Here is a 16,351-nt window from a genome sequence, read left to right on the forward strand (position 1 = left end):
CGCCGCGAGCGGGGCGACGCGGGTCGCCGCGCGCGCCGGCGTCCAGGCCGCCAACAAGGTCACCAGGGTGCCGACGACCAGGGGGACCACCACCACGCCCACGGTCACCGTCACGGTCGAGGGCAGCGGCACCGAGTCGAACGTCCGGCCGAGCACCGTCAGCGCGGCCTGCACGACGCCGACGCCGAGGACCAGCCCGGCGGCCGAGGCCGTCAGCCCCAGGATCGCGGCCTCCAGGACGACCGACCGTCGTAGCTGACCGCGTGAGGCACCCACGCACCGGAGCAGCGCCAGGGTGCGGGTGCGCTGGGCGACCAGCACCTGGAACGTGTTGGTGATCACCAGCCCTGCGACCAGCAGCGCGACCCCGGCGAACGCCAGGACGACGGCGGTCAGGACGTGGGTGCCCCCCATCAGCGAGGCGGTCATCTCGTCGGCCACGTCGTCGGCGGTGCGGACGGTGTACCCGGCGCCGACGGCAGCCTGGACGCTCTCACGTGCCGACGTGCGACTGGTCCCGTCGGTCAGGGCCACCAGGACCCTGCCGGCCCGGACCAGGGCGTCCTCGTCCTGGTCCAGGATCCACCTCTCGAGCTCCGGCTCCGTGACCAGCAGGGTCCCACCCTCGCCGATCAGGCTCGACGCGTCGGCGTCGAGCAGGCCCGTGATCACCAGGGAGCGTTCGTCCCTGACCGGCTCCAGGGCTTCCTCGTCGTCCCGGGGCAGCCGCTCCTGGATGAGCGTCACCTGCCCCCCGAGCTCCAGGCCGAGGGTCTGGGCCAGTCGCTGAGGGAGCGCCACCTCACCGTCCCGGGCCGGCATCGCGCCCTCCACGAGGACCTCGGCCTCGAGGCGGGGGTGGTCTGCGGGCGAGCGGAGCGTGGCGTAGAGCCGCCCGGCCGGGCCCTGGACCTGGAGCCAGTGCTGGACCTGGGCGTGGACCGCCTCCACACCCGGCACCGCACGGGTGACCGTCGCGGTCGTCTCGTCCAGCCGCTCCCCGGTGATGACCAGGTCGGCGTCACCCAGGGACCGTGTGGCCGCCTCGTAGGTCGTGCTGGTCATGACCGTTCCCGCGACGAGCGTCGCGGCCACGAACGCGGTCCCGATGACGATCGCGATCGCGGCCGAGGTCAACCGCCCCACGCTGCGCCGCATCTGGGCCAGTGTCAGGCGCAGCATCAGCGCACCGCCGGCTCGTCGTCGAGGGACCGCAGGGCGTCCAGCCCGGCGAGGACCGACTCGGGGGTGGGGTCGCTGATGTCACCGGCGATCCGGCCGTCGGCGAGCAGCACCACCCGGTCGGCGTACGCGGCGGCCGAGGGGTCGTGGGTGACCATGACGATGGTGCGTCCCAGCTCACGGACCGACCGCCGCAGGAAGCTCAGCACCTGGGCACCCGCACGTGAGTCGAGGTTGCCGGTCGGCTCGTCGGCGAACACCACCTCGGGCTTGGCCACCAGGGCCCGGGCGATCGCGACCCGCTGCTGCTGCCCACCGGACAGCTCGCTGGGCCGGTGCGTCAGGCGCTCGCTCAGGCCCAGAGTCGTCACCAGCGTCTCCACCCACTCCTGGTCCACCCGTGTGCCGGCCAGCTCCAGGGGCAGGGTGATGTTCTGCTCCGCGGTGAACATGGGCAGCAGGTTGAACGACTGGAACACGAACCCCACCCGGTCCCGCCGCAGCGCGGTCAGGTCGTCGTCGCCCAGCGCCGTCACGTCCGTCGACCCGATGAACGCCTGCCCCGACGTGGCCGTGTCCAGGCCTGCGAGCAGGTGCATGAGGGTCGACTTCCCGGAGCCCGACGGACCCATGATCGCGGTGAACTCCCCGGCCACGAAGTCCACGTCCACCCCGGCGAGGGCGCGCACCGCGGCCTCCCCGGTGCCGTAGACCTTGGTCAGGGCGCGGGCCCGGACCGCCGTCGAGCCCTTCTGCGTGCCGGTGATCGTGCTGGTGTCCACTGGTGCTCCTTCTCTGGATCGTTGACCCAGACGCTACGGAGCCTCACCACCCGGGGGCGTCGGGCCCCGGCATGGTCCCGGGCGGTCACCCGTCATCCCCTGGGGGGACGGGCCGCGCCTCGCCGTGCACCCCTGGGTCAGGTCCCGGGTCGTACCAGGCCGCACTCGTAGGCGGTCACCACGGCCTGCACCCGGTCCCGGGCACCCAGCTTGCTCAGCACACGCCCGACGTGGGTCTTGACCGTCGCCTCGGCCACGAACAGGTCGCCGGCGATCTCGGTGTTGGACCTCCCTCGTGCCATGAGCACCAGGACCTCGCGCTCGCGGTCCGTCAGCTCGGCCAGCCCGGGGTGGGAGGGCGCCGGGGCCTGGTCGTCGGGCAACGCGGTGACCAGGTGCTCCAGCAGACGTCGGGTGGACGACGGCGCGATGACGGCGTCGCCGGCCTGGACGGTACGGATCGCGGCGAGCATCTCCTCCGGCGGGGCGTCCTTCAGCAGGAACCCGCTCGCCCCGGCCTTGATCGCGGCAAGCACGTACTCGTCCAGGTCGAACGTGGTGAGCACGATGACCCGCGGGGTGCTCGCGCCCGCGTGGTCCGGCGCGGTGAGCTGGGCGGTGGCCGCCAACCCGTCCATGCGGGGCATCCGCACGTCCATGAGGACCACGTCCACGGTGGTGGACCTCAGCAGTCGCAGGGCTTCCACGCCGTCACCCGCCTCGACCACGACCTCCAGGTCGGGCTGGGAGTCGATCACCATGCGGAACCCTGCCCGCACCAGCTGCTGGTCGTCCACCAGCGCCACCCGTACACCCACCACGTCCTCCTCGCCGTCGTCCTCGACACGCAACCTACGCCGACCTAGGGCCTCGGGACGTCGCCCGCCGCCTCGGTCCCCTGCTGGTCGAGTGCCGGGATGGGGATCTCTGCGCGCACCCGGTACCCGCCGCCGGGGCGTGGCCCGGCGGTCAGGGAGCCCCCGAGCATCGCGGCGCGCTCCCGCATGCCGAGCACGCCCTGCCCGGCCCCGTCCGTCCCGGCAGCTGCCCCGCGCCCGTCGTCGCTGACCTGCAGCACCAGTGCCGCGCGCTCCCACTGCAGCAGCACCGTGGCGGACGGGGACGGCCCGGCGTGCTTGAGGATGTTGGTCAGCGACTCCTGGCAGATGCGGAACACGGTGAGCTCGGTCCCCGGCGGCAGGGCCCGCGGCGTCCCCATCCTGACCAGGGAGATGCGCACGCCGCTGGAGCGCACCTGCTCCACCAGCTGGTCGATGTCCCTGGTGACTGGCTGGGGTGCGAGCTCCGCAGGACCGCCGTCACGACCCTGCGGGGTCTCCGGCTGCTGCGGGTCGGGCTCCGTGGCCGGGCGCAGCACCCCCAGGAGGCGGCGCATGTCGGCCAGGGCGGCGCGCCCGGTCTCGGAGATCGTCGTGAGCGACCGGGTCGCCGCGGCCGGGTCCTGCGCGGCCGCGTACCGGCCCCCGTCCGCCTGCGCGATGATCACCGACAGCGAGTGCGCGACGATGTCATGCATCTCGCGTGCGATCCGTGCCCGCTCCGCGGCGGTCGCGATCCGCGCCTGCTGGTCCCTCTCGACCTCGAGGCGCTGGGCGCGGTCCACGAGGGTCTCGATGCGTTCGCGCCGGGCCCGTCGGACCAGCCCGAACGCGAAAACCGTGAGGGAGACCAGGCTCAGCAGGAACGCCGTCCCGACGGCGGACTCCCACGAGCCCCAGCCCGCGGAGCGCAGGAACGAGGCCCCGTACATGCCGCTGCCGGTGATCACCCCGACGATCGCCGTCCGGTACGCCCACACCGGGCCGTGGACCGTGACCGAGTACAGCGACACCAGCACCAGCAGGTCACCGGGGACCACCAGGTCGTCCATCAGCAGGAAGTGCAGGAGCGCGGCACTCAGCACGAGCACCGCCGAGAGCGTGGGGCGGGTGCGCCGCCACGCGAGCGGCACGACCATCGCGGTGGTCGCGATCTGGGCCTCGGTGCTCGAGTACCCCATGCCGCCCTGCGCCAGCGGCACCATCCACAACGCCAGGAACGCTGCGCCCACGGTGTCCACCGCGAAGCGGTGGTCGTCATCCCAGGCGCTCACGCGCTCCCACCATCTCACCAGTTCAGACTAGGTGGGACGGCACGACCGCGGCGTCGTCCCGCGGGGCGACGGCCGGGTCCACCCACGGGTGGACCCGGCCGTGCGGGATCAGGGGGTGGCCGCGCCCCGGCCGGTCGCGGCGTGGACGACCGGGACGAGGCGGGCGGCGAGGGCACCGTCGGCGGACTCCACGAACGTCCGGGTCAGGTGCGAACCCTGGCGGTACACCAGGACGTCACCGATGACCGCGGGGCAGCGTGAGCCCGGGCACACGAGGTCGTTCATGTCGACCAACGGGGAGTCGGTGAGCTCGGCGGCGCGACGCTGCGCGGGCCCACCGGACCGGTGCTGCTGGGACGCCCTGTCGAACGAGCACGCCGACAGCTCGTCGGGGTGCTGCGCCACGCACTCGTACACCTCGAAACCCGGATGGGCGTTGTCCGCGAGGGCCACGACCTCGATGCCCGAGTCGATCAGCTCCTGCCACCGTTGCGCCCACAGGCCGGCCAGGGCCTCGACGGGGTCCTCGGCGCCGCCCGGGTACCGGGCCCGACCGGAGACCAGCACCACGTCCGGCCCCGCGCGCACCAGGTCCTCGACCACACGGTCGTTCCACTCCGTGCACGAGGCCTCCGCCAGGTCCTCCTGCGACCCGTACGGGGCTGTCAGGGTGCAGTCGGACTTCGTGTACGTGACCAGCTGCCACCCGTGGTCCCTCGCGACCCGGTCGAGGGCGGGCTGCCACTGGAGCGCCTTGGAGTCCCCGACCAGGGCGACCGTGACGTCGGCGCCCGGGACCCCGTACCGGCAGGTGGCCACCTCGACCGCCTCCAGACCCGCCTGGCAGTCGTCGAGGTAGGTCCGTGGCAGGTCCTCGGTGGCCTCGGTGGGGTCGGGGACGACGACGTCGGACCGGTCCGTGCGCCACAGCGCCTCAGGGTCCGCGCCGGCCACGGCCCGCGCACCCAGGGTGTCCCGTGCGGCGGTGGGGGAGGACGAGGGCACGGCCAGGACGAGGGCGACACCTGCGAGGACCCCGACCAAGGTCAGGTTCGCCCCTGCCGACAGCGTCAGCCGGGTGGACCTCTCGAACGTCGTGGAGAACCTGATCGGGTTCTCCACGAACCGCAGGCTCAGCGCCGCGGGTACGAACGACGCGGCCACCACGACCAGCGCGCCACGGGTACCCAACCCGCCACGCCACGCCTCGACCAGCACGAGCATGGGCCAGTGCCACAGGTACAACGAGTACGACAACGCACCGAGACGCACCATCGGGCGCACCGCCAGGAGCCTCCCGGCGCCCTGCACGCCCGACGCGCCGGCGATGATGACCGCCGCCGTCCCCAGGGTCGGGACCAGCGCGGCGTGCCCGGGCCACGCCGACTGCGCACCGAACCCGACCGCCGACCCGAGGATCGCCGCCAGGCCCAGCCACCCCAGCGCGGAGGCCGCACGGCCGGGTACCCGGTGCCACACCGTCGCCCCGATCGCGACGAGCGCCCCGACCGCGAGCTCCCACAACCGCGTGGTCGTCACGAAGAACGCGGCACTCGGGTCGGTCGCCGTCAGGTGCACCGACCAGGCGAACGACGGCACGGCCACCAGCACCAGGCCCACGGTCATCAGCGGACGCACCCGCAGCCGTGACCACCGGCGCAGTGCCAGGGTCACCAGGACCAGCAGGAGCGGCCACACGATGTAGAACTGCTCCTCGACCGCCAGCGACCAGAAGTGCTGCACCGGTGAGACCGCGACCCCCTCGGCGAGGTAGTCGACGGCGCGGTCGGCGAACCGCCAGTTCACGAGGTAGAGCGCGGCGGCGGCGACGTCCCCGCCCATCTCGCGCCACTGCGTCACCGGGAACACCACCAGGGTCCCGATCGCGGTGGCGACCAGCACCAGGACCGACGCGGGCAGCAGACGCTTGGCCCGCCGCGCGTAGAACTGACCCAGGCGGACGCGTCCGGTCCGCTCGACCTCGCGCACCAGCAACCCGGTGATGAGGAAGCCGGAGATCACGAAGAACACGTCGACCCCGACGAACCCGCCGTCCACACCCGGCACCCCGGCGTGGTAGAGCAGGACCAGCCCGATCGCGACGGCCCGCAGCCCCTCGATGTCCGGACGGAAGCTGTGCTTGGGGGGCGTGGTGCGCCCCACGACGGGTGTCGGCCCGGCGAGCCGGGTGTCGGTGGCGGTCACGGACGGTACCTCCTGGTCAAGGGCCGCGACAGCATAAGGCCCCGCCCTGGGAGTGGTGGCGCCCGTCCCGCCCGGCGCACCTCAGTCGCGCTCGAACAACCAGGGGGCCTGCGTCAGCAGCTCCTGCTCGAGGTAGGGCGCCAACGTGTGCATGTACGTCGAGGTCACGTGGCTGGCGTCCCGGTACACGATCACCCCCCCGACGATCGCCGGGCAGTGCGTGGAGGTGCACAGGTAGGGAGTCATGTCCAGGGGGGTGACGTTGTCGGGGACGTCGACGTCCTCCAGGTAGTGCTCGTCGAGCACCTCCGCGCGCACCGTCCCGCACCGGATCGCGTCCGGTCCGTGCTCGGCGATGCAGTCAGGAGCCCGTTCGACCAGACGCACGGTGTCCCGGATCGCCAGCACCGGCACCCCGTGGTCACCCAGGTCGCGCCACACGTCGACGAAGAAGTCCGGCGTGCGCTCGACCCGGTTGCGGGTCGTCGACCCCAGGGTCAACACCACGTCCGGCTCGAGGTCGACGATCACACCGAACGCCTCGGTGTTCCAGCGCCGACAGCTCTGCGAGGAGTACGTGGGGTCGCGGTCGGCGCCGAGCTGGCACCCGTTCTTCTCCACGACCACCAGCTCCCATCCGTGCTTGACCGCGATCAGGTGCATCGCCGTCCACCACTGCTGCACGTGCGAGCCCCCCGTCATCACCACCCGCGGAGGGCCCTGGGCCGGGTCCGGGTCGCAGACGAGCACCGCGTCGAACGCCGGCTCGTCCGCCACGTCCTGGATGCACCCGTGCTCGTAGATGCCCGGCTTGTCCGACCGGATGGCCTCCAGCGAGGGCACGAGCGAGTCCAGGACCGAGACCACGGGTGCGCCGGACAGGTCCGGGTCCGCGGCCAGCGCCGCCGCACCCGGTTGCGACACCGCCCCGCTCTGCAGCTGCGCGACGGCCACGGACTGCCGCACCTCGTGCCCCGCGGCCGAGGTGGCGAAGACCAGGGCGGTCGCACCCGCGCCGACCAGCACCCACCTGGACGAGACGGGTGCGCGCCCCGGCAGACGGTGAGCCACGCCGTTGACCCGGTCCTCGACGAGCACCTTGGTCGCCCATGCCAGCAGGACCGAGACCGTGAGCACGACGACGGCACCACGGGCACCGACGCGCTCGCGGTCCAGGTACGCGAGGAACAGCACCAGGACCGGCCAGTGCCACAGGTAGAGGGAGTAGGAGATGTCTGCGACGAACCGCAGCGGCCTGGTGGCGAGCAGCGCGTCCGCGGACCAGCGAGCCCCGGTGGTCCCGGCCGCCAGGACCAGGATCAGACCGCCGATGGGCCACAGCGCGGCAGGCCCGGGGAAGTCCCGGGCGCCGTCGAACACCAACCCCGCGGTCGAGATCATGACCAGGCCGACCCATCCCAGCCCGATGCGCCAGCCGCGGGGGAGCCGCACGTCGGCGAGCAGCAGGCCCGCCAGGCCCCCGAGCGCCAGCTCCCACATGCGGGTGCCGGTGTGCAGGTAGGCGACCTCCTGGTTGGTGCCCGTCAGGTGCACCGCGTACGCCATCGAGCCGGCGAGCACCGTCGCGACCACGGCGATGGTGGCCGCACGGGCCGGCACACCGGCCCTGCGCGCGCCCCAGACGGTCAGGGCGATCAACGCCGGCCACAGCAGGTGGAACTGACCCTGGACGGACAGCGACCAGATGTGCTGCAGCGGGCTCGACGCGGGCCCTGCGGCGTCGTAGGTCAGCTGGGAGGCGATCAGCTCCCAGTTCTCGTAGTAGAGGACCGAGGCCACCAGCTCCCTGCTGAGCTGGTGCCACTGCGTGCTGGGCAGCACCACGACCGCTGCGACCGCCACGGCCAGGGTCACCGTGACGAGCGGGGGGAGCAGCCGCCGGGCGAGCCTCAGGTAGTGGGAACGGGCGTCGATGCGCCCCCGCTCGACCATGCGGCGGAGCAGGGACTGGGTGAACAGGAAGCCCGTGACGGCGAGGAACACGTCGATCCCGCCGGAGACGCGACCGTTGCCGACCACGTGGAAGACCACGACGAGTGCCAGGGCGAAGCCGCGCACGCCGTGCAGCTCGGGCCGAAACCGCGTGGTCGTGGTCGTGGTCGGGTGCGGGGCGGGGGCCGCTGGGCCGGTCACGGGGTCAGAAGATAGCAACCTCCCGGAGGCCGTAGGGGTGTCGAAGGGCCCGCATACCGGGGGGCGGGGTCTCGAGTGGCTAGCATGTCCGCATGACCCAGGTTCTCTTGGCAGAGGATGACCCCGCCATTGCCGAGCCCTTGGCCCGTGCTCTCGGTCGCGAGGGCTACGACGTCGTCGTGCAAGGCACCGGTCAAGGCGCCATCGACTCAGCCTCGGGCGCCGACATGGTCATCCTCGACCTGGGCCTGCCCGACATGGACGGGCTGGACGTGGCGCGCTGGATCCGGAACCAGGGCCTGACCACGCCGGTCCTGGTCCTGACGGCACGCGCCGACGAGGTCGACCTGGTGGTGGGTCTGGACGCGGGGGCCGACGACTACGTCACCAAGCCGTTCCGGCTGGCCGAGCTGCTCGCCCGGGTGCGGGCGCTGCTGCGCCGCACCCACACCGACGGCACCGAGGAGGACGAGGTCCACGCCCAGAACGTGCGGATGGACCTGGCAGCCCACCGCGCGTTCCAGGGCGACCGCGAGCTGCACCTGACCGCCAAGGAGTTCGAGCTGCTGCGGGTCCTGGTGCGCGAGGCCGGCTCGGTGGTCCCGCGCGAGAACCTGATGAGGCAGGTGTGGGACTCCGACCCGTCCGGGTCCACCAAGACCCTGGACATGCATGTGTCGTGGTTGCGGCGCAAGCTCGGGGACGACGCGAACAACCCCCGGTACATCACGACCGTCCGCGGCATGGGTTTCCGGTTCGAGACCGGAACCTCCTGAGCGGGTAGGCAGCCGTGCGTCGCCGCGTCCTGCAAGCCACCGTCGCGGCCGTCACGGTCGCGGTGGTGCTCCTGGGGATCCCCCTGGCGTTCTTCAGCGCCCAGCTGGTGCGCGACGCCGAGCTGCGCAACCGTGACGACCGCGCCGCGGGCCTGGCCCGGCAGGTGGAGTCCCGGTACGCCGGGGAGCGTCCCATCACCGAGGAGCTCCTCGAGCTGTACGTGGGGGGTTCTGACGGCAACCTGCCGGCGTCGGTGTCGGTGGTCACCGGCGACGGCACCCGGCTGCGCGCCGGCGAGCCGATCGAGGGACGGGCCTACCCCCAGATCGTGCGCACGGACTCCGGCGCCGTGGTGATGGTCTCGATCTCGTACTGGGACGTGTTCTGGCGCACGGCACGCGCGGTGGCGCTCGTGGTCGGCGCCTCGGTCGTGGCGTTCGGCGCCGGCATCTTCGTGGCCCTGTGGCAGGCGAGGCGGCTCGCCGCGCCCCTGGTGTACCTGGCGGCCAGCGCCGAGCAGCTGGGCTCCGGTCAGGTGCGCCCCCGGCTGGAGCCGTCCGGGGTGGAGGAGATCGACCTGGTCGCGGCCGAGCTGGCGCGCAGCGCCGACCGCATGGCCGGTCGCCTGGCGGCCGAGCGGCAGTTCGCGGCCGACGCGTCCCACCAGCTGCGCACCCCGTTGGCCGCGCTGTCGATGCGCCTGGAAGAGATCATGCTCGCCACCGACAAGGAGGAGGTCCGCGACGAGGCCCGGATCTCCCTGGAGCAGGTCGAACGGCTCGTCACCGTCGTCGACGACCTCCTGGCCAGGTCCCGCCGCGCCTCGGGGGGGACGACGGAGCCCGTGCACCTGCTGGATGTCGTGCGCCAGCAGGCCGAGGAGTGGTCTCCGTCGTTCGCGACGGCGGGGCGTGACCTGGTCCTGGAGGTGCCCGACGACGTGGCGGTCCTCGCGACGCCGGGGGCCCTGGCCCAGGTGCTGGCCACGCTCATCGAGAACTCCTTGAGGCATGGCGGTGGGACCACCACGGTGCGTTCGCGTGGGTCCGGGCCCGGCGCGGCGGTCGTGGTGGAGGTCGCCGACGAGGGACCCGGGGTGCCTGACGACATCGCCCCACGGATCTTCGAGCGTGAGGTCACCTCGGGTGAGGGAACCGGACTGGGCCTGGCGCTCGCCCGCGACCTGGTCGCGGCCGACGGCGGGCGCCTGGAGCTGGCCCAGCGGCGGCCTCCCGTCTTCGCCGTGTTCCTCGCCGGTGTGCCCCGCATCCTTGACCCCGAGGTGGTCCTGCCACGAGGCTCGTCCTTGTCCCTGCGACGCGGGCGACGTCGGTCCCGCGGACCCGGGCGCTGAGGCCCCAGGCCACCGCTCGCTGGGAGGGGGTCAGATGCACCGGTTGAGCAGTCCCGTGCAGCACTACCCGTGGGGCTCGACCACCCAGCTGCCCGAGCTGCTGGGGGTCGAACCGGACGGCAGGCCCGTGGCCGAGCTGTGGATGGGGGCCCACCCGTCGGCGCCCTCGACGACCCGTGACGGGCGACCCCTGCCGCAGGTGATCGCCGCCGAGGGGGAGCGCCTGCTCGGGCCGGCCGTGCACCAGGAGTTCGGGTCGGTGCTGCCGTACCTGTTCAAGGTGCTCGCGGTGGCGCGCCCGTTGTCCCTCCAGGTCCACCCGGACCCGCGCCAGGCCCGGGAGGGGTTCCTGCGCGAGGAGCGCGCGGGAGTGCCGCTGGGATCGCCCGAGCGCTCGTTCAAGGACGCCCACCACAAGCCCGAGATGGTCATCGCCCTGACGCGGTTCGACGCGTTGAGCGGGTTCCGTCGGCCCGGACGGGTGCGTGAGCTCCTCACCGGCCTGGACGTGCCCCTCGCGGTGCGCCTGCGTGAGCTGTTGAGCGGTCCGGACGAGGCCACCGCACTGCGCCACGCGTTCGAGCACCTGCTCACCCCTGCCGAGGGACTGGCCGAGCAGGTCGCAGCCGTCGTGGACGCGTGCGCCCGACGACTGGCCGACGGGTCGTCGTCACCGCGGGCCGACGCCACCGTCGTGGACCTGGGGGACTGGTACCCCGGTGATCCCGGCGCCGTCGCCTCGCTGTTCCTCAACCGCGTGACCCTCGCACCCGGAGAGGCCATGTACGTGCCGGCCGGGTCCGTGCACGCCTACCTCCACGGGTGTGCGCTGGAGATCATGGCGTGCTCGGACAACGTCCTGCGTGCAGGCCTGACGTCCAAGCACATCGATGCGGTGACCCTCCTGGCCTGCACGGACTACCACGGTGGGCCGCCGTCGCGACCGCGCCCGGTCGAGGTGTCTGCGGGCACCTCGGTCTACCGCGCGGTCGCTCCCGAGTTCGGCGTGGTGCTCACCACGCTCGACGCGCTCGCGGGGTCGACCGCGCCCGGTGCGTCGGTGATCCCGGTGGGGGGCCCCCGGATCGTCCTGTGCCTGGACGGGGAGGTCGAGCTGCGGACCTCGCGCGAGCGCCTGCGCACCGCGCGCGGTGACGTGGTGCTGGTGGGGGACGACGAGGGCGAGCTTCAGGCGTGCGGCACGGGGACGGTGGCGACCGCCTTCGTGCCGGTGGCCGCGTCGACGCCCGCCTCAGGTTCGGAGCTGGTGTCGGTGGGCGCGACACCGGTGAACACCAGCGTCCGGTAGGCGACGAACCTGAACGCCGTGCCCAGGACCAGGCCCACGCCGTTGGCGGCGATGTTGTCCGCCAGGGGGCTGTCCAGCCCCAGGATGTAGCGCGAGACCGCGAGGCACGCGACGGCGATCGTCATGCCGACGAGGTTGACCGCGACGAACGTCACCGCCTCGCGGGGGACGTTGGCGGTGCGGGTCGAGGCGAAGGCCCAGTACCTGTTGCCGAGCCAGGCCACCGTCATCGCCACGGCCACGGAGACGACCTTGGCGGTCAGGGGCTTGTGGGCGATGACGTCCACGGGACCGTGGAGCAGGAGGTTGAAGATCCCGACGTCGACGACGAAGGCCACGGCCCCGACGGAACCGAAGCGGACGAGCTGCCATAGCCGTGCCCCCATCGTGCCACCCTAACCCGACCGGTCCAGGAGCGGGAGGGGCGGGGCGGCCGGCCGTAGCCGGGCCGGGGCGTGCAGGGGGACCGACGGGCGACGCTCGCAGGCTGCGGTGGATTAGGCTCGAGCACCGTGACAGCACCTGTGGTGGCAGTGGTCGGCGGGGGTCAGCTCGCCCGGATGATGGCTCCGGCGGCGACGGCTCTGGGGATCGACCTGCGTGTCCTGACCGAGACGGCCGACGGGTCGGCGGCCCGGGTCGTTCGGTCGTCGGTGGTGGGGCTCCCGCGCGACGACGGGTCGATGGCCGCGGTCCTGACCGAGCCGCGGTCGGCGGACGTCCTGACGTTCGAGCACGAGCACATCCCGGCGACCGCCTTCGCCCGGGCGCGCGACGTGGGTGTGCCCGCCCACCCTGCCGAGCACGCCCTGCTCTACGCCCAGGACAAGATCGAGATGCGTCGTCGGCTGACCGGGCTCGGCGTCCCGTGCCCGGACTGGACCGAGCTGCCGGGGCCCGGCGCGCTCGAGGGGTTCCTGCGGGACCACGGCGGGGTGGCCGTGGTGAAGACCGCCCGCGGGGGGTACGACGGGAAGGGTGTGCGCGTCGTCCGCTCCGTCACCGAGGTCACCGAGTGGTTCGCGGCCGCGCGCATCGGTGGCCCGGCGCTGCTGGCCGAGGCGAAGGTGCCGTTCGTCCGGGAGCTGGCCGTGCTGCTCGCCCGCCGGCCGAGCGGTGAGCTGCGCTGCTGGCCCGTGGCGCAGACCGTCCAGGCCGACGGGGTCTGCTCGGTCGTGGTCGCCCCGGCCCCGGACCTGTCGCCCGAGGTCGAGGCCGAGGCGCTGCGTGCGGCCCGGACGGTCGCCGAGGGCCTGGACGTCACCGGTGTTCTGGCCGTGGAGATGTTCGAGGTCCCCGGCGACGGCGCCGGAGGCCCTCGGGTGCTGGTGAACGAGCTGGCCATGCGTCCTCACAACTCGGGCCACTGGACCATCGACGGCGCCGTGACGAGCCAGTTCGAGCAGCACCTGCGCGCCGTCCTGGACCTCCCGCTGGGGTCGACCGAGACCGTCGGCCCCTGGTCGGTGATGGCGAACGTCCTGGGTTCGGGGCTCGGCGAGCTCACCGACGGTCTGGCGACGGTCCTGTCCGCCGATCCGGGTGCCAAGGTCCACCTGTACGGCAAGGAGATCCGGTCCGGGCGCAAGCTCGGGCACGTGACGGTCGTGGGGGAGGACCTCCACGACGTCCGCGACCGGGCGCTCGCAGCGGCGGCCCGACTGAGAGGGGAGACCGTCGATGGCTGAGCAGCAGGACGCCGTGGTCGGCGTCGTCATGGGGTCGGACTCGGACTGGCCGGTCATGGAGGCCGCGGTCGAGGCGTTGACCGAGCTCGGTGTGGCGTGCGAGGTGGACGTCGTCTCGGCGCACCGCATGCCCCAGGAGATGATCGAGTACGGTCGCTCGGCCGCCGACCGGGGCCTGAGGGTGCTGGTCGCGGGGGCGGGTGGGGCCGCGCACCTTCCCGGGATGCTCGCGTCCGTCACGCCCCTGCCGGTGATCGGGGTGCCGGTGCCGCTGCAGCACCTGGACGGCATGGACTCGCTGCTGTCGATCGTGCAGATGCCTGCCGGGGTGCCGGTGGCGACGGTGTCGGTGGGTGGTGCGCGCAACGCCGGACTGCTCGCAGCCCGGATCCTGGGGGCGGGCACCGACCCCGCGGCTCTCGAGCTGCGTGAACGGATGGTCCGGCTCCAGGGTGATCTCAGGGACCAGGCCTACGCCAAGGGCGAGCGGCTGCGGTCCCGGCGTCGGGGACCGGCCGGGTTCAGCGCCTGAGTCCTTCCACAAGGCGGTTGCTCCTCGGGCGGGTTCCCCCACCGTGACGTAAGGTCACAGAATGGTAACGACGACCTCGTCGGGGTCACCCCAACCTCGGGTCCCCTCACCCCAGGACGGCACCGACGGGGTCGTCGGCCTCCAGAAGGGCCAGCCCGCCACCGGACGGGCGCACCCCCCGCGGCTCTACACCCTCGACGGCCTGCGGTTCGCCGCGGCCGTCGGTGTCCTGCTGCACCACTTCACCGCACGCTGGCACACCGGCTGGGGTGAGGACCCGGGCGAGAGGTTCCCGGTCCTGGGTCACGTCTCGACCTACTTCGCCCTGGCGCCCGAGCTGTTCTTCGTCATCAGCGGGTTCGTCATCCTCTGGACCGCATGGGGCAGGTCGGTGCCCGCCGTGGTCGCCTCACGCCTGTCACGCCTGTACCCGTCCTACTGGGCGGCCCTGCTCATGACGAGCTTCCTGCTGCTGGTGATCTGGCCCGAGGGCAAACGCATCACCATCGGCGAGGTGCTGGTGAACCTCACCCTCATGCAGTCTGCCTTCAACGTCCGCCACGTCGACGGCGTGTACTGGACGCTGTGGACCGAGCTCAGGTTCTACCTGCTCATCGTCCTGCTCGTCGCGATCGGCCTGACCCGTCGTCGCATCATCTGGTTCTGCGCCCTGTGGCCCCTGGCCGCGTGGGCCGTGGACGTGGCGGGCTGGCAGTACGCGCAGATGTTCCTCATCAGCACCTACGCCCCCTTGTTCGCCGGGGGCATGCTCCTGTTCCTGATCTTCCGGGACGGCCACAGCACGCTCCTGTGGTCCCTGGTAGCGGGGAACGTCGCGCTCTCGGTGCACCACATCGTCCCGGTGCAGATGCGGTCCCTGGAGGCGAACACGATCTTCGCCATCAACCCGTGGCTCGTGGGCGCGCTGGTGGTGGGCTGCTTCGGGCTGGTGGTCCTGCTGAGCCTCACCCGGATCGCCCGCCTGAAGGTCCAGTGGTTCGTGGGGCTGGGGGCCATCACCTACCCGCTGTACCTGATCCACGAGTTCTGGGGCTGGTGGATTATCGCCGAGCTCGCCCCGCACGCGCCCACCTACGTGACCCTCGCCGCAGCGATGGCGTTCTCGGTGGTCCTCGCCCTGATCATCCACCACGGCGTGGAGAAGACGGTCAACACCCCGGTCCGACGGTGGCTGGAGCGGGTGCTGTCACGCCGCCCGGCGCAGGGCCGTCAGGGAAGCCCGCCGACCTCGCCGGCCGGGACGTCCCCGGCGAGCAGGTCGGCGAACAGCTGACGGTTGCGCTCCTCGTCGAGGAGCACCGTCGAGCCGACGCCACCGGGACGGTAGTCCGGGTGGCTGATCCAGGGGGTACCCGTGATCCCTTCGGGGCCCGTGGCCGAGCGGAACCCGAGGGCGAGCCCGCCCAGGTGCCAGATGCGGGTCTGCTCGCTCACGCTCAGGGCGTCCGAACCCGCACGGGCGAGCCGCATCTGCTCGAGCGGGTTCACCAGGGTCAGCGGGTCGGCGACCTCACGGGTGAGCGACTGGATCAGCTGCTGCTGGCGCGCCCCCCGGCCGATGTCACCCTCGGGGTCGGAGTACCGCATGCGCACGAACGCCAGAGCTGTGGTCCCGTCGGACTCGTGGCAGCCCGCCTCCCACTCGAGCTTGCTCTTGACGTCGTCGACGTCGTAGTCGAGGCACAGCTCGACACCGCCGACGGCCTCGACCACTCCCGCCACTCCGTCGAACCCGATCTCGACGTAGTGGTCGACGGTCAGCCCCGTCAGCCCTTCGACGGAGGAGACCAGCAGCGGGGCGCCACCCCACGCGTAGGCGGAGTTGAGCTTGTGGGGGCCGTGACCGGGGATCTGGGTGTAGCTGTCCCGCGGCAGGCTGAGCAGTGCCGCGGGACCGGACGGCGGGACGATGAGCAGCATGATCGTGTCGGTGCGCTCGCCCTCGGTGCTGTCCTGCCGCACGATCTCGCCGTCACGGACGTCGGAGCCCGCGAGCAGGTACACCGTCGCAGGCCCCGACGGGCTGTCGGTGAGCGCGTCGACGCGCTCGAGGCGGCTGTCGGCCCACAGGACCAGGCCCAGGGGCCAGGCCAGCACCAGGGCTGCGACGAGGAGCAGCGCCAGACGGCGTCGCCCCCGTCGGCGCAGGCGCGGCTGTGCGGGTCGTCCGGGCCCGTCACTGTCCACGTGCGGCCGGGCTGGAGGACCCGGGGGAGGTTGACGGGGGCCCGTCG

At 72.6% G+C, this 16,351-nt stretch carries 13 protein-coding genes and 1 pseudogene; 6 read left to right on the forward strand and 8 right to left on the reverse strand.

What is annotated here, in order from left to right; translation table 11 throughout:
- The 6 genes from N869_RS06990 to N869_RS07015 all read right to left on the reverse strand — a co-directional run.
- Window positions 1-1,182 (reverse strand): FtsX-like permease family protein (locus N869_RS06990; protein WP_035059621.1); only part of this gene is annotated, 1,182 nt, incomplete at its 3' end.
- Window positions 1,182-1,964: an ABC transporter ATP-binding protein gene (locus tag N869_RS06995; protein WP_052105187.1), complete on the reverse strand. Its 783-nt coding sequence runs from the start codon at window positions 1,962-1,964 to the stop codon at window positions 1,182-1,184. The genes N869_RS06990 and N869_RS06995, both read right to left, overlap by 1 nt.
- Before the next feature lie 137 nt (window positions 1,965-2,101).
- Window positions 2,102-2,815: a response regulator gene (locus N869_RS07000; RefSeq protein ID WP_084136593.1), complete on the reverse strand. Its 714-nt coding sequence runs from the start codon at window positions 2,813-2,815 to the stop codon at window positions 2,102-2,104.
- An 11-nt stretch (window positions 2,816-2,826) separates the two neighbouring features.
- Window positions 2,827-4,077, reverse strand: coding sequence for a sensor histidine kinase (locus tag N869_RS07005; RefSeq protein ID WP_232229645.1), 1,251 nt, complete (start codon window positions 4,075-4,077; stop codon window positions 2,827-2,829).
- A gap of 108 nt (window positions 4,078-4,185) precedes the next feature.
- Window positions 4,186-6,282 (reverse strand): acyltransferase family protein, encoded by a 2,097-nt coding sequence (locus N869_RS07010; protein WP_052105189.1) that lies wholly within the window; start codon window positions 6,280-6,282, stop codon window positions 4,186-4,188.
- An 81-nt stretch (window positions 6,283-6,363) separates the two neighbouring features.
- Window positions 6,364-8,436 carry an acyltransferase family protein gene (locus tag N869_RS07015; RefSeq protein WP_035059623.1) on the reverse strand — a complete coding sequence of 691 codons (2,073 nt, stop codon included), beginning with the start codon at window positions 8,434-8,436 and terminating at the stop codon, window positions 6,364-6,366.
- 92 nt (window positions 8,437-8,528) lie between these two features.
- Between N869_RS07015 and N869_RS07020 the strand changes: the two genes are divergently transcribed.
- The 3 genes from N869_RS07020 to manA are packed head-to-tail and all read left to right on the forward strand — an operon-like array spanning window position 8,529 to window position 11,876.
- Window positions 8,529-9,212: a response regulator transcription factor gene (locus N869_RS07020; RefSeq protein ID WP_035059625.1), complete on the forward strand. Its 684-nt coding sequence runs from the start codon at window positions 8,529-8,531 to the stop codon at window positions 9,210-9,212.
- Between the two features lie 14 nt (window positions 9,213-9,226).
- Entirely contained in the window at window positions 9,227-10,567 is a 1,341-nt protein-coding gene (locus N869_RS07025; RefSeq protein WP_035059627.1) for an ATP-binding protein, read from the forward strand.
- Window positions 10,568-10,601: 34 nt separating this feature from the next.
- On the forward strand, window positions 10,602-11,876 hold the full coding sequence (manA, locus tag N869_RS07030; protein WP_084136599.1) for a mannose-6-phosphate isomerase, class I: 1,275 nt from the start codon (window positions 10,602-10,604) through the stop codon (window positions 11,874-11,876).
- A gap of 41 nt (window positions 11,877-11,917) precedes the next feature.
- On the opposite strand, the pseudogene N869_RS18440 reads toward manA, so the two are convergent.
- Window positions 11,918-12,262, reverse strand: a pseudogene (locus N869_RS18440) (GtrA family protein); the annotation flags it as partial.
- Between the two features lie 126 nt (window positions 12,263-12,388).
- Here N869_RS18440 and N869_RS07040 point away from each other — a divergent pair.
- The 3 genes from N869_RS07040 to N869_RS07050 all read left to right on the forward strand — a co-directional run bounded on the left by N869_RS07040 (window position 12,389) and on the right by N869_RS07050 (window position 15,390).
- Window positions 12,389-13,564 carry a 5-(carboxyamino)imidazole ribonucleotide synthase gene (locus N869_RS07040; RefSeq protein WP_035059630.1) on the forward strand — a complete coding sequence of 392 codons (1,176 nt, stop codon included), beginning with the start codon at window positions 12,389-12,391 and terminating at the stop codon, window positions 13,562-13,564.
- Window positions 13,557-14,096: a 5-(carboxyamino)imidazole ribonucleotide mutase gene (gene purE / locus N869_RS07045; protein WP_035059632.1), complete on the forward strand. Its 540-nt coding sequence runs from the start codon at window positions 13,557-13,559 to the stop codon at window positions 14,094-14,096. The genes N869_RS07040 and purE overlap by 8 nt, the downstream gene beginning before the upstream one ends.
- A 61-nt stretch (window positions 14,097-14,157) precedes the next feature.
- Window positions 14,158-15,390: an acyltransferase family protein gene (locus tag N869_RS07050; protein ID WP_052105190.1), complete on the forward strand. Its 1,233-nt coding sequence runs from the start codon at window positions 14,158-14,160 to the stop codon at window positions 15,388-15,390.
- Here the strand turns inward: N869_RS07050 and N869_RS07055 are convergent.
- Window positions 15,327-16,351, reverse strand: a 1,025-nt coding sequence (locus N869_RS07055) for an LCP family protein (RefSeq protein WP_232229646.1), incomplete at its 5' end; no start/stop codon positions are given. The two genes, N869_RS07050 and N869_RS07055, sit on opposite strands and share 64 nt — an antisense overlap.

Origin of the sequence: Cellulomonas bogoriensis 69B4 = DSM 16987 (assembly GCF_000767165.1) — a bacterium.
GTDB lineage: Bacteria > Actinomycetota > Actinomycetes > Actinomycetales > Cellulomonadaceae > Actinotalea > Actinotalea bogoriensis.